The organism is Collinsella sp. TM05-37 (genome assembly GCF_003436455.1).
Classification (GTDB): Bacteria; Actinomycetota; Coriobacteriia; order Coriobacteriales; family Coriobacteriaceae; genus Collinsella.
In genome coordinates, this window is record NZ_QSPN01000005.1 from 80305 (window position 1) to 93558 (window position 13254).

Annotated in this window: 12 protein-coding genes; 1 reads left to right on the top strand and 11 read right to left on the bottom strand. The window is 58.5% G+C overall.

Annotation, left to right across the window (positions count from 1 at the left end; translation table 11 throughout):
* Nucleotides 1-151 precede the first annotated feature (151 nt).
* Nucleotides 152-391 (top strand): hypothetical protein, encoded by a 240-nt coding sequence (locus tag DXD48_RS04205; protein WP_117564125.1) that lies wholly within the window; start codon nucleotides 152-154, stop codon nucleotides 389-391.
* Between the two features lie 6 nt (nucleotides 392-397).
* Here the strand turns inward: DXD48_RS04205 and DXD48_RS04210 are convergent, their stop codons facing one another.
* The 11 genes from DXD48_RS04210 to ileS all read right to left on the bottom strand — a co-directional run bounded on the left by DXD48_RS04210 (nucleotide 398) and on the right by ileS (nucleotide 12847).
* Nucleotides 398-1810 (bottom strand): AI-2E family transporter, encoded by a 1413-nt coding sequence (locus DXD48_RS04210; protein ID WP_117564126.1) that lies wholly within the window; start codon nucleotides 1808-1810, stop codon nucleotides 398-400.
* Nucleotides 1807-2598 carry an RNA polymerase sigma factor SigF gene (locus DXD48_RS04215; protein ID WP_117564127.1) on the bottom strand — a complete coding sequence of 264 codons (792 nt, stop codon included), beginning with the start codon at nucleotides 2596-2598 and terminating at the stop codon, nucleotides 1807-1809. The genes DXD48_RS04210 and DXD48_RS04215 overlap by 4 nt, the downstream gene beginning before the upstream one ends.
* Nucleotide 2599: 1 nt before the next feature.
* Complete coding sequence (locus tag DXD48_RS04220; RefSeq protein WP_117564128.1) at nucleotides 2600-2977, bottom strand: ATP-binding protein; 378 nt, start codon at nucleotides 2975-2977, stop codon at nucleotides 2600-2602.
* Nucleotides 2970-3563 (bottom strand): hypothetical protein, encoded by a 594-nt coding sequence (locus tag DXD48_RS04225; RefSeq protein WP_117564129.1) that lies wholly within the window; start codon nucleotides 3561-3563, stop codon nucleotides 2970-2972. The genes DXD48_RS04220 and DXD48_RS04225 overlap by 8 nt, the downstream gene beginning before the upstream one ends.
* Before the next feature lie 100 nt (nucleotides 3564-3663).
* Complete coding sequence (locus DXD48_RS04230) at nucleotides 3664-5013, bottom strand: replication-associated recombination protein A (RefSeq protein ID WP_199407893.1); 1350 nt, start codon at nucleotides 5011-5013, stop codon at nucleotides 3664-3666.
* Between the two features lie 60 nt (nucleotides 5014-5073).
* Nucleotides 5074-6321: a deoxyguanosinetriphosphate triphosphohydrolase family protein gene (locus DXD48_RS04235; protein WP_117564131.1), complete on the bottom strand. Its 1248-nt coding sequence runs from the start codon at nucleotides 6319-6321 to the stop codon at nucleotides 5074-5076.
* Nucleotides 6322-6352: 31 nt separating this feature from the next.
* Entirely contained in the window at nucleotides 6353-6775 is a 423-nt protein-coding gene (locus DXD48_RS04240; RefSeq protein ID WP_089571722.1) for a prepilin peptidase, read from the bottom strand.
* 81 nt (nucleotides 6776-6856) lie between these two features.
* Nucleotides 6857-8152, bottom strand: coding sequence for a glycosyltransferase family 2 protein (locus DXD48_RS04245; RefSeq protein WP_117564132.1), 1296 nt, complete (start codon nucleotides 8150-8152; stop codon nucleotides 6857-6859).
* Between the two features lie 82 nt (nucleotides 8153-8234).
* Nucleotides 8235-9248 (bottom strand): RluA family pseudouridine synthase, encoded by a 1014-nt coding sequence (locus tag DXD48_RS04250; RefSeq protein ID WP_117564133.1) that lies wholly within the window; start codon nucleotides 9246-9248, stop codon nucleotides 8235-8237.
* Nucleotides 9248-9847: a signal peptidase II gene (gene lspA / locus DXD48_RS04255; protein ID WP_233502351.1), complete on the bottom strand. Its 600-nt coding sequence runs from the start codon at nucleotides 9845-9847 to the stop codon at nucleotides 9248-9250. The genes DXD48_RS04250 and lspA overlap by 1 nt, the downstream gene beginning before the upstream one ends.
* Nucleotides 9848-10069: 222 nt before the next feature.
* Entirely contained in the window at nucleotides 10070-12847 is a 2778-nt protein-coding gene (gene ileS, locus DXD48_RS04260) for an isoleucine--tRNA ligase (protein ID WP_369831492.1), read from the bottom strand.
* Between the last annotated feature and the right edge of the window lie 407 nt (nucleotides 12848-13254).

The window sequence follows — 13254 nt, forward strand, 5'->3', positions numbered from 1 at the left end:
GATATTACCATCCCACCGCGCCTGTGCAAAAAAGAGGGCCGCCAAACAGCGACCCTTCAGCGAAAGTGCACGTTATTATGGTCTGTCAAATACTTTGAAAAAAATGATTTTGGTAAAATTTCATATAGGAATCGTCCGGAAGGAGCGATCAATGAATAGCAAACGGTTTGTCGTGAATGCACTAACCTCAGTAGCCCTTTTAGCAATCTTCGCTTACTCGAGCTGGTATGTGAACCAGCCGAGATTTGGCTACGCATTGTACGCAGTAACATCTGGCGATAAAGCGTATTACACCCTAAGCGCAATTGACACCATCTTTTTCTATGTGGCTGGCCCCTTATCAATCGCTTTGATCGCGTTTATTGTTATTTACAACATCAAGAAACGCTAACAGGGCCTATTTGGAATCCGAATCGTCCATGGAGCCGTCGATGCCGGTTTTGGTGTCGTCGTCAGAGCTTGTGTCGTCGTCCTTGGCAAAGGGGTTCTTAAAGAAACCCGTCGCGTCGGGCTGTAGGCCTGAGAGCTTAATCCAGGGATTATCGAGCTCGGGCTTGGGCATTGCCTGGGCCTCGGGAGCGGTCTCGTTGCCGATGAGTTCGGACTCGTAGATGAACGTATCGTCGCCAAGCGCGTCGTAGGCGGCAACTGGGTTACCCTCGGTATCGCGATACGGAGTGCCCTTAAACACGGCGCCGTCGTATGCCACGAGCTGACGGCCGGTCTCGTTCTCAAAGTAGTAGACGAAGATGCCCTTGAGGGCCGCGCACAGCGGAATGGCGATAACCATGCCGATGGGACCCATGAGTGCCGAACCGATAACGAGAGCCGTCAGGCTCATAACGGGATGCACCTGCACCGAGCTCTGCATGACCTTAGGCGAAATGACATTATCGGTGACGTTTTGAGCCACCATGGTCACGACAAGCGTCCACAACGCCAGCATGGGGCTGAACATAAAGCCGAGCACCGTGGCGATCGCCGCACTCACCCAGGGACCGACAACCGGAACCAGGTGCATAATGCCGGTAAAGATAGCCATGAGTGCTGCATACGGATGGCCGATGATCGTAAAACCAATAAAGGCAAGAAAACCGCCACAGATCGATGTGATGACCATGCCACGCATGTAGCCGCCGACCGAACGCGAAAGGATGGCCACCATAAAGCGGTACGAGGTCTCCTTTTCCTGCCCGATGATGGTGCAGACCTCGTGGTGCATGCGGGGATAATCGCAGGCAAGCCAGTAGGCAAGCACCAGACCCAGGAAGATGACGAACAGCTGCGAGGCCGTGTTGGTAATGAGCGGAAACACACCGCGGCCGAGCTCAGCAGCGATTTGCGAGACGTACTTGGACGCTACGGTAACCAACGAAGAAAGATTGTCGTCCAGATACTCCTTGAGCGGCGTGTTGTTGAGCGTCTTAGCGTGCGAGAGCATCTCGTTGAGATCGCCACCCGCAACACGAAGCTGCTCGGGCAGGCGGCTCAGGACTTCCATGATTTGACCGAGCAAAATAGGCGATAGGATGCAGACGACGCCGACGAGCACGGCAACAACCACAATGAGTGCGATGAGCGAACCGAGGCCACGTCCGACGCCGTGATGCTCGAGCCAGTTGGTGATCGGAGACATCACAAAAGCGATGATGGAACCGACAGCGAGAAACTCGATGACCGGTGCCAGGATGCCCATAAGGTTGAAGATAACGGCAGCGATGACAATGCAGCCGACGACGCCCCAAATGCGCAGCGTCAGAATGCGGGTATCGCGAAGCGTGCGGTCGATTTGTTGGGGGTGCTCACTCATGAACGAACCATCACTCCGTCGGGGTCGATCTTATCCTGAATCTTCTTGAGGGTGCGGCGCAGCAGGCGCGAGACCTGCACCTGCGAGATGCCCAGCTTCTTGGCGATCTCGATCTGGGTCATGCCCTTCACAAAGCGCAGCTCGATAACCTCACGCTCGCGCGGCGAGAAATCGCGGATGGCTTCCTCGATCACCAGGCGGTCATCGGTAAAGTCGAGCTCGTTGTCGTCGTCGGCGTAACGGTCAAGAATCGAGGGCGCATCGTCGGAATCGGACGCTCCGGGAGCCTCGATGGGCACCGACGTATAGGCCGACGACGATTCCATGGCCTCCAGGACCTCGTCGACGGTCACGTCCAGGTACTCAGCGATTTCTTCGACCTTGGGCGAGCGCTGCAACTCGTTGGTAAGCTTGTCGGTAGCCTGGTTAACCTTGGCAGAAAGCTCCTGCAGGCGACGAGGCACGCGCACGCTCCAGCCCTTGTCACGGAAGTGACGCTTGATCTCGCCCAAGATGGTGGGCGTGGCAAACGTGGTGAACTCGAGTCCGCGCTCAGGGTCAAAGCGGTCGATTGCCTTGAGCAGGCCCAAATAGCCAACCTGCATCAGGTCGTCGAGCGGCTCGCCGCGATTCTTAAATTTGTTGGCAAGGAACCTTACCAGGTTCATATGGGACATGACGAGCTGCTCGCGGGCGTCCGGATCACCGGTCTCCTTGTAGCGACGAAACAGCTCGCGGGTTTTCTCCTTGTCCCAAGCGGTCTTGCCGCTCCGGGAACGTTCGGTCATATTAGATATCCGCCTTGAGATCGAGGGAAAGCGTCAGGGGCGCCGCAGTCTTTTCGTAGGAATCGCACACGCTCGCGAGGATGAGCTCGGCATACACCGCAGCCTGGTCGTCTTCATCAACCGTAGCCTGGTCTCCAAAGGTAATAGTCATGCCAACGTGAGTCTCATCGACATCGAATTTGATGGTGATGTCGTCGCAGTCGACCGCGGTGCACCCAAAGATGAAAGCCTCCTCGGCAGCCATGCGGATGTCCTCGATGCGATCGACAGACATGGAGCACAGGGCACCAACGTTGGCTGCCGTCATGCGCACAAGGCGAGCGAGACGCGGGTCGCCGGCAACGGTCAGCGTGATGGGGAAGGTTGCTTCGCTACTCATCGCAGGACTCCTCAGAGGACTCGGCGGGCGTATAGGTGTAATACTGAGCCGGCTTGGCTGCGGGCTTCTGAGCCGCATCCGCACCATCGGCGGCCTCGTCCTCAGCCTCACCGATCAGAACGCGCTCGGTAGGCTGCTCGGCCTCGGCGGCGGCAGCGGCTAGCTTACGATCGGCGTCGGCTGCAGGAGCCTTCACCTTATTGAAGAGCTTCTGCACGGCGCCGGCCGCAGAATCTGTCACGCTCGATACGGCATTGCTGGCCTCGGCCATACTGCCCGTGACCTCGGAGATGTCGCGAACTACCGCCTCAACCTCAACGAGGTTGGACGTCAGGGCGTCAATGGCAGTCTTGCTCGACTTGAGGAGCGGCTCCATCTGGGCAAGTGCCGGCGTAAGCTCGTCAACGGCACCATCAAGCTTTGCCACCACGGGCTGCGCCTCGGCAATCGTATTATTGAGGTCGGTTACCGTCTTGTCGAGCGAGTCGACAACGGTGCGGGTTTTACGCAGGGTGAGCGCAAGCTCAACGATAGCCCACACGCCGGCAACGGCGAGCAGCAGCAAGGCGATTTGAATGGGACTCATACAAGCCTCCCAAAGGAATCGAAATACAAACGCTTTCCATGGTACCCCAAAGGGGACCGAACATGCCAAGAGCAGCAACGTGGGACAAAATTATCAGCAGCTACTTCGGTGCATTCCCGCTGCGGTCGCGTTCGCTTTGCTCTACGCGCCATTCTTCCCAACCGCGGCCGGCAGGCTGCCAAAATGCACCGCGTTCTAAGCCTTCGGGCAAATAGCGCTGGTCGACCCAGCCTTCGGGATAATCGTGCGGATACTTATACACACCGTATTCATCGCTGCCCGGGCGATGGCGATCGCGTAGATAACTCGGCACCTCGCGAAGCCCACTAGAATGGATATCGGCCAGCGCCGCATCGATTGAAGCCTCACACGCGTTGGATTTAGGCGCCAAGCACACATAGAGTGCAGCCTGAGCCAGGTTAATGCGACACTCGGGATAGCCAATGACCTCGGCAGACTTAAACGCGGCATGCGCCACCAAAAGCGCCTGCGGATCGGCGTTGCCAACATCCTCAGAAGCCTGAATCATAATACGGCGTGCAATAAACTTAGGATCCTCCCCTGCATCGATCATGCGCGCGAGCCAATAAATGGTGGCATCGGGGTCGCTGCCGCGCATGGACTTAATGAACGCACTGATAATGTCGTAGTGCATGTCACCGTTTTTGTCATACGAAAACCCACGGCGCGGATTGGCGATCTTCACATCGTCGACCGTGATGGGATACCGCTCCCCCGCCGCCGGAGCCGGCGTCCCCTCGGTATCGGGACGCGTGACGGCAATCTCGCTCGCCAACTCAAGCGTCGTCAGGGCCGAGCGTGCATCACCCGCTGCCAGCGTGCAAATGGTCTTGACCGTATCATCATCGGCCGAGAATTTGCCGTTCAGGCCCTGAGGTGCCTCGAGCGCACGCTCGATAAGCATGGCGATATCCTCATCCTTTAAATGCTCAAACTCCACGACTCGACCACGTGAGAGCAGCGCCGAGTTGACCTCGAAGTACGGATTCTCCGTCGTAGCGCCAATCATAATGACGGTACGGTTCTCAACTGCATGCAGCAGGGCATCCTGCTGCGACTTAGAGAAGCGGTGAATCTCATCGATGAATAGAATGGTGCGGCGGTCGTACGTATTCAGGCGCGTCTTGGCCTCGTCAATCACGCGGCGCAAGTCCTTTACGGTGCCCGTCACGGCGCTGACCTCGACAAACTCGCTCTTGGTATGGTTGGCGATAATGTGGGCCAGCGTCGTCTTACCCGTACCGGCCGGCCCGTACAGAATCACGCTCGAAAGCACGTCGTGCTCGATCGCGGCACGCAACCATGAGCCCTTACCGACGGCCTTTTGCTGGCCCACATACTCGTCGAGCGAATTGGGGCGCATGCGCACCGCAAGCGGCGCATTCTGAAAGGAACGCTCGCGCGTCGAAGCAGAAAAAAGGTCGTCCATAGCCATCCCGTGCATCAATCAAAAACGTTTTCCACAAACAGTATACCGAATAAATACGAACTACCGTTCGTTAATATAGGTACGATGCGGAAACTTTAGACCCGGGAACAGCTTGCTCGTCAGCTCGCAGAAATAACCGTCCGTCATGCTCGCGATGTAATCCACCACGGCTTGATCCTTGTCGTCCTGCCAGGCATAGGTACGATCGTAGTAGGAAAGCTGCTGCTCAATGCGCGAAATATGGTGCTTAAAGATATAAGAGGACTCGTCGCCACTGTTTAGATCCCGCAGGCAACGGTCGTAGAGCTTTTCGAACGCCTCACGCAGCTCCTCCTCGGAATCGCCTTCGATACCGCCCTTGCTATAGATCTTCTCGTAGTTCTCGCGCTTGGCTCGGCGAATTTCCTCAAACAGGTCCTCGCTCATCTCGATGCGCGGCTTACCATAGCTATGCTCAACGATATCGATGGAAGCGTGCGTGAGGATCCAGCTGTTATAGGCGCCGCCCCGACCATCGTCAAAAGCGTCGGGCGAAAGCAGACCCGCCGCGATCGCATCCTGACGGTCACGACCGACGTAGGCAAGAATATCCGAGATGCGAACGACGCAGCCCTCGAGCGTCATGGGACGCAGGTGCCCAATGGCGCCATAGCCCGTGGCGATGCAGTCCTCGACCGCCTGATCGAACTGGTCAAAGGAGCCCATATCCGACAATTCAAACACGCGCTGCTCGTACTCGCCGTTATGGCATAGCACGCCGTCGAGCGTCTGGAGTGACACGTTACGGCCGTACAGCGCGTCGAGCACGCGGACCGACTGCACGTTATGGAAAAAATAACGCCCCGTACGCTCGTGGTAGATATCGTTGAGGAATCGCTCACCGGCATGGCCGAAAGGCGTGTGTCCCAAGTCGTGGCCCAGGCCAATCGCCTCGATCAGATCGCAATTGAGCCCCAGGGCGCGACCGATATCGCGCGCAATGCGGGAGACAAGCTGCACGTGCAAACCGCGGCGTGACAGATCGTCATTGCTACGGAAGCTAAAGACCTGCGTTTTGCCTGCATAACGGGTGTACGCCGGAAGATGAAGTATCTTTTCGGTATCGCGCATAAACGCCGGACGCATAAGCGTGCCTTTGTCGGCGGCGCGATCAATACGACGAATGACCTGATCGTCGTTGCAACGATACGGGTTAACATAGCCCGAAGCACGATCGGTGGCAATGCGCTCGAAAAGTTCGGGCGACAACGCCGAGGGAATACGGTCCATGCGCGCCTTAATGACGGCCGTTTCTTGATTAGTTGCCATGGCATGCTCCTTAAAAAGGATGCGCAATCGGTTACAATGTCCAGCCCACGACCTCGATTATGGCAAATATCGGCACCAAAAACGGGAGCAATGGCAGGGAGCGCGATTTTGTGAAGAGGCAGGAGAGGGCCAGGACCAGGAGCGCAACGGCAAATGCCACGATGCCGCCCAGAGGGTCGAGCGTGCAAAGCGCGAAAAGCGCCTTGGCATCCCCCATGCCGATGCCGGGAGCCTGGCGGAAACGCCGCCAAAGCGACTCGGTCAGCACAAGGGAAAGGTACACGATAACGGCAGGACCGGCGTGGTCAAGCGCCGTGTTCAAGCCCCTGTCCAGCCAAACGCCTGCAAACGCCGCCACGGCGCATGCGGCGGCAAGCGCGTTGGGAAACCGCCGTTCACGGACATCAATCACCGCACCGGCAAAGGCGCAGATCCAAAAGGGAATATAGACCATTGAACACCTCCCGGGGCAATCACTCAAAAGCAGAAACCACCACAAAGGTGCCTGTCCCCTTCGTGGTGGTTCTGGTCGTGGTTACTTGGCGCCCTGCATGACCTCGTCGAGGGTAACGTTAACGGCGTGCTGCGTGGGCACCCAGTCGACCTTCAGGAACAGCGCGGCAACCGTGATGGGGATATAGCTGAACATAAAGATCGGGAAGGTAAACAGGTTGGTCACCAGGCGCCACTTTTGCGCGCAATGGATGTGCTTGTACTCGAAGATAGTCGTGAGCAGCGCCAGGATAAAGAAGGTCTGATACATCATGACGAAGGTCATGATGAGCGAAGCGGCACACGCCTGCATCTCGACCTCGGTAGCCAAAAAGCCATGCGAAAGACCACCGACGATTAGGAACGTGGCGTTGGCGAGCATCGAAATCAGCGATAACAGCATACCAGGGGCAATCGTCATAAACATGTCGTAGGCGGCAAAACGATGATAGCGGAAGGTCGACTTGACCAGATGCTTACCGTAGGTAAAGAACACCTGGTAGAAACCCTTAGTCCAACGCATACGTTGCTTCCAGGACGCCTTAAACGTCACGGGCTGCTCGTCAAAGAACTCCGCCGGCGCATAGCCAATACGAATGCCGTGAATAGCGCAGAACGTGGTGAACTGAATATCCTCGGTCAGCGTATGGAACTGCCAGCCGTGCATGCCCTCAATAACGCTAGCCGAGATAAGGTAGCCCGAACCCGATACGGCGCAGGACGTCTTGCAGATGTTGCGCGCGTTGTTGAGAAAACGCGCCTCGCGCAGATACCAAGTGGCATTCGCTGCCGAGATCCACGAGCTTCCGAAGTTCTTGGAGTTACGATAGCTCGTGACCACATGGAAGCCCTGGTCAAAGGCATCATTCATCTTGGACACGTAATCGCGGGCGATAACATTATCGGCATCGAAGATAAAGTAACCTTCAAAGGTGTCGGGATACTCGTTAAGGATACGGTCGAAACCAAAGTCCATGACCCAGCTCTTGCCTTTACGGGCCAGGTCGTTTCGCTCGTACACGACAGCGCCCGCCTCGCGCGCGAGCTGCGCGGTGTTATCGGTGCAGGCATCGGCGACGACAAAGACCTCGATGAGCTCGGACGGATAATCCTGGTCCTTGATGGAGCGAACGAGGTTGGCGATAACGGCCTCCTCGTTGTGTGCTGCAATAAAGAAGGCATACCGGTGGAGCTTTTTGGCCTTGGGAGGCGCGACCTCGCCGCGGAGAGCACCGATGACAAAGAAGACCACCTGGTACAAGAAGCAGACCGTGAGCAGCGTGACGACAATCTGGTTGAAGATCACGATGGGTGTGTTGGTTTGTAAAAAGGCGAGCATGCAGGCTCCCAGGAACGCATTACGTAAACAACCGTATATCTTACCGCAGGCTAGGGGCGTTCAAGAAACCACCTAATACCGACTAGGCTTCGAGAAGACCGAGCTGAGGAACGATCTCGTCGCCGGCAGCGGTGCGACCAAGCGAGCGCGGGGCCAGGTCGTCAAGAACCGCAGCGAGATCCCACGGCAGCTCGTCGCGGCACTCAATGCGCTCCCCCGTCACGGGATGGTCGAATGCGACGCGCCAGGAATGAAGGAATTGCCTGGTCAGCCCCTGATCGGCGCGTGCATCGCACTTGCCGTAGAGTGGATCGCCCACGCAGGCGTGGTTGATATGGCGCATATGCACGCGTATCTGATGCGTGCGGCCCGTAAACAGGTGGCACTCGACGAGCGTATAGCCGTCGTCAAAACGCGTGGAATCGAAGCGCTCGAGGACCTTAAAGGTCGTAATGGCCTGGCGCGCGAAAGGATCGTCCGAAACCGCCATCTTGACACGGTCACGCGTAGAACGGGCAATGCCGGTGTTAATGGTGCCCTCATCCATAGCGATATGTCCGTGAACGAGCGTAATATAGCGGCGGTCGAGCGTGCGCGTACGGATAAGATTTTGGAGCGCGCGCTGGGTGTCGTCGTCCTTCGCCGCAAGCATAAGGCCCGAAGTGTCGCGATCCAGACGATGCACGATGCCGGGGCGATCCTCGCCCTGCACGGTGCCCAGATGGTCAATACCGCAGTGATAGACCAGGGCATTCGCGAGCGTACCGCTCTCATGACCATGCGCAGGATGGCACACCAGGCCGCGCTGCTTGGAGAGCACGATAAGGTAGTCGTCCTCGTAGCGAATATCGAGGGGAATGGCCTCGGGAATCACGTCGGTCGGGTCGTGCGGCTCGGGCAAATCGACCGAAATACGGTCGCCGGCTCGCACGGCGTACTTTTTGGACAGGCAGGTCTCGCCGTTGACGGCAACGGCGCCGCCCTCAATCAGATGCGCGCAGGCAGAGCGTGTGGGACAGCCGTCGTTGGCACCTAGATAGGCGTCAAGACGCTGAGCAGCGGCATCATCGGCAACAAGGATATGGATGTCGGCCATTAGCGCTCATTCCTTTCGCGAATCTTGCGGGCACGCTCCCCACGCTGCTTGGCTTTGCGCTTGGCGCGGGCCTCGTCACGGGCGTTAAGCTCGGCGGTCGCATCGACCTCACGGGCCGCGGGGCTCAAGAACATGTAGCCAAAGAGGGCGAGCACGACGCCCACGGTAATGCCGATATCGGCAACATTGAAGACGGGGAAGTCGATGAAGGTGGTGGCAATAAAATCGGTCACAAAGCCAAAAGCCAGACGGTCGATCGCATTGCCAATGGCGCCGCCCACGACCATAGCCATGCCCACAACCTCAAAGCGAGCAAGCTGGGGCGCGCGAAGCAAGTACACCGCGATCGCAACGATAACGACAAACGCCAGCACGGCAAACGCGAGGCCATGTCCCTCGCCCATGCTAAAGGCAGCACCGATGTTACGCACGAAAAGGAAGTCGATCACACCGGGGATAATAGTCACATGCAGAGCATCGCCGACGGCACGAACCGCAAGCTTGGTCAGCTGGTCAACAAGCAGCACGGCCAACGCCACGCTACCAGCAACACCCAACCGCCAACGCAAAGGCGGCGTCATATCCGCAGAACGACCCAAATCAATCCCCTACCCTCAAAAACATCGAATTACGTTTAACGCAATTAACCATCTTATATTGCCACACGCAGAACGCACGACATATCCACCAACGCAAGCGAAATAACCAGCTAAAAACGAAAGCGGCATTCCGAAAAACGGAATGCCGCTTTTATTCAGCGGAGCAAATGGGCCGAAGGCGCCCAAATTCTCCCTATAACTAAAATGCCGAGTTACCGTGCCTTAAAGGGCATTCGCACACCTCTCGCAGATGTGAGCGTGGCCGTTGTACTCGCCGACGGTGGTGCGGTAGTTCCAGCAACGGTCGCAGCACTCGCCCTCGGCAGCCTCGATAGCAACGGAGAGCTCCTCGCCCTGGGTCAGCTCAACATCGGAGACGATGTAGAACTCGGCCAGGTCGACGGCCTTGTCGCCGGTCAGCAGCGCATACATCTCGGCGGGAACGACCGCCTCGACGCGGACCTGCTGGCTCTTGGTGAAGGTGCCGGCAGAACGGGCATCCTCAAGGGCCTTGGTCACGGCGCTACGGAGCTCGAGAGAAGCCTCGAGCACGCCCTCAAACTCGTTGGCCTCATCAACCGTGATGGGCGACTTGTACCAATCGAGCAGCGCGGCGTACTTCTGGTGGTCGACGCAGCCGGCGGGCGCATATGCCATGGCCTCGTCGACGGTGTAGGACAGGATCGGCTGCAGGTCGCGCATGAGCATCGAGAAGAGCTCGGCCAGCACGGTCTGAGCGCTGCGGCGCTCGAGCGAGCCGGGCTTGTCGCAGTACAGACGGTCCTTCAGAGCGTCGAGGTACACGTTGGAGAGCTCGGTAACCACGAAGTCGTAGAGCGCACGGTAGGCGCGCGGGAACTCGTAGCTCGCGTAGGCGTCGTCGACCTCGGCCTGGACCTGGGTCAGGCGGGCAACCATGAGCTTGTCGAGCGGCAGCAGGTCGGCAAAGGCGACGCCGTCGGTCTCGGGCTCAAACTGACCCTCGAGCTCGGAGAGCAGGAAGCGCAGCGTGTTGCGGAAACGACGGTAGGCGTCGGACGTACGAGCGAGAATCTCGTGGTCGATGGAAACGTCGGAGCTGGTGTCGACGGAGGCAACCCACAGGCGGATGATGTCGGCGCCCATCTCGTCGCAGACCTTGTTGGGGTCGATGACGTTGCCGAGCGACTTGGACATCTTGCGGCCCTGACCATCGAGGGTGAAGCCCTGCGAGACGACCGCCTTGTAGGGAGCGTGGCCGTTGGCGCCCACCGAGGTGAGCAGCGAGCTCTGGAACCAACCACGGTGCTGGTCGGAGCCCTCGAGATACACGTCCGCCGGGTACTCCAGCTCGGGACGGTACTCGCAGACGGCCTTCCAGGACACGCCGGAGTCCCACCACACGTCGAGGATGTCCTTATCGGACTTGAGGTGATGACCGCCGCACTTGGGGCAGACACAGGCCTCGCCCAGGTAGCTCTCGGGAGCGTCGGTGAACCAGGCATCGGAGCCCTTCTCGTGGAAGAGCTTGATGACGGCGTCGAGCGTGGCGTCGTTCATGACCTTCTCGCCGCAGTCGGCGCAGGTGTAGCTGGGGATAGGCACGCCCCAGTTGCGCTGACGGCTGATGCACCAGTCGGGACGCTGCTCGACCATGGCACCGATGCGGTTGGCCGCGTGGGCCGGATACCACTTGACGTTCTCGCGGACCTCCTTGCCAGCCTGCTCGCGCAAACCGGTCTTGTCCATCGAGACAAACCACTGGTCGGTAGCACGGAAGAGCACCGGGTGCTTGCAGCGCCAGCAGTGCGGATAGCTGTGCGTGATCTTCTTCTCGAGGACCAGGGTGCCACGCTCGCGCAGGAACTCAATGATGTGCGGGTTGGCCTCATCGGTATCCATACCGCTGAAGGGGCCACCGGTGCCAAACTCCTCACCGGTGTAGAACTTGCCGTCGTCATCGACCGGCATGCAGATGTCGGTGATGCCCTCCTTGAGGCAGGCGAAGTAGTCGTCGACGCCGTGGCCGGGCGAGTTGTGGACGATACCGGTACCGTCATCCACACCGACGTAATCGGCCAGCAGTGCCACGCCCTCGACACCGTCAAAGATCGGCTGCTTGTAGTGAATGTGGTGGAAGGTCTCGGCGGGAACCACGTAGGGCTTGCCGTCGACCATAACCGGGGTGTACTCCCAGCCAAACTCCTCGCAGCACTTGGGAGCCAGGTCCTTGAGCATGACCTCGGCACGACCTTCGTGCTCAACGGCGACATAGGCGGCGCCGGGCTTGAGGGAAACTGCCTGGTCGGAGGGGATGGTCCACGGCGTGGTCGTCCAGATGATGAAGTCGACCGGGCCGTCGAAGTTCTCGAGGCCGGCGGGCTTAGAGGTCATCTCAAAGCGAACGAAGATGGAGGGGCTCGTCTCGTCAGAGTACTCGATCTCGGCCTCGGCCAGCGCGGTGTGGCAGTGCTTGCACCAGTGAACCGGCTTGTGGCCACGATAGATCATGCCCTTATCGAACATGGCCTTGAAGACCTCGATGTCGGCGGCGTCATGCTGGTGATAGAGCGTCAGGTAGGGGTTGTCCCAGTCGCCGAGCACGCCCAGACGACGGAAACCGGCCTTCTGCAGCTCGATGTTCTCGACGGCGAACTCGTTGCAGAGCTCACGGATCTTAGCCGTAGAGGTCTGGTTGAACTTCTCGGTGCCGAGCTTCTCCTCGACCTTGTGCTCGATCGGCTGGCCGTGGCAGTCCCAACCAGGGACATAGGGGACCTCATAGCCCTGCATCATCCAGTAGCGGTTGATCATGTCCTTGGAAATCTTGTTCATGGCGTGGCCGATGTGGATCGGACCGTTGGCGTACGGAGGGCCGTCGTGCAGCACGAACTTCTTGTGACCCTCGTTCTTCTTCAGAACTTGCTCGTAGACCTTGTTGTCCTGCCAGTCCTTGAGTCGCTTGGGCTCGGACTTGGAAAGACCGGCACGCATGGGAAAACCGGTTTTGGGCAGATTCATCGTCTGCTTGTACTCGTTTGCCACGGTACCCCTTTCATGTCGTGGGCGCGCACGCCCGTTGGGCACCAAAAAAAGCGCCCGTCCCTGCAAGCTGGGACGAAGCGCCACAAAACGGGCCGTCTGCCCGCAAAAGCTCTTCGCTTAACCACCCAGCTTAGATGCCCTCACCCGCATTACAGCGCGCTCGCATCCGTTACTCGGCTGGCCTGTATCGACGACCATCTCGGCGATGTCTACTAAGACGTGCCTGTACGGCGCGTCCGTTGGGACCGCAGCTCCGGGGTGATTTTCATCGGTCGCATGCACGGGTTCTCAGCGCTCCCCGTTCTCTGTAGCACACGGACGGCCGACTACTCGTCCCCATCAACGCTTATGCGCTGTATGGTAGCACGGTCAACGCCGGCGAA

Coding starts and splice junctions, on each gene's coding strand:
- DXD48_RS04210 (WP_117564126.1), bottom strand. CDS start 1,810: ATGAGTGAGCACCCCCAACAAATCGACCGCACGCTTCGCGATACCCGC.
- DXD48_RS04235 (WP_117564131.1), bottom strand. CDS start 6,321: ATGGCAACTAATCAAGAAACGGCCGTCATTAAGGCGCGCATGGACCGT.
- DXD48_RS04240 (WP_089571722.1), bottom strand. CDS start 6,775: ATGGTCTATATTCCCTTTTGGATCTGCGCCTTTGCCGGTGCGGTGATT.
- DXD48_RS04205 (WP_117564125.1), top strand. CDS start 152: ATGAATAGCAAACGGTTTGTCGTGAATGCACTAACCTCAGTAGCCCTT.
- DXD48_RS04245 (WP_117564132.1), bottom strand. CDS start 8,152: ATGCTCGCCTTTTTACAAACCAACACACCCATCGTGATCTTCAACCAG.
- DXD48_RS04225 (WP_117564129.1), bottom strand. CDS start 3,563: ATGAGTCCCATTCAAATCGCCTTGCTGCTGCTCGCCGTTGCCGGCGTG.
- ileS (WP_369831492.1), bottom strand. CDS start 12,847: ATGAATCTGCCCAAAACCGGTTTTCCCATGCGTGCCGGTCTTTCCAAG.
- DXD48_RS04220 (WP_117564128.1), bottom strand. CDS start 2,977: ATGAGTAGCGAAGCAACCTTCCCCATCACGCTGACCGTTGCCGGCGAC.
- DXD48_RS04250 (WP_117564133.1), bottom strand. CDS start 9,248: ATGGCCGACATCCATATCCTTGTTGCCGATGATGCCGCTGCTCAGCGT.
- DXD48_RS04215 (WP_117564127.1), bottom strand. CDS start 2,598: ATGACCGAACGTTCCCGGAGCGGCAAGACCGCTTGGGACAAGGAGAAA.
- DXD48_RS04230 (WP_199407893.1), bottom strand. CDS start 5,013: ATGGACGACCTTTTTTCTGCTTCGACGCGCGAGCGTTCCTTTCAGAAT.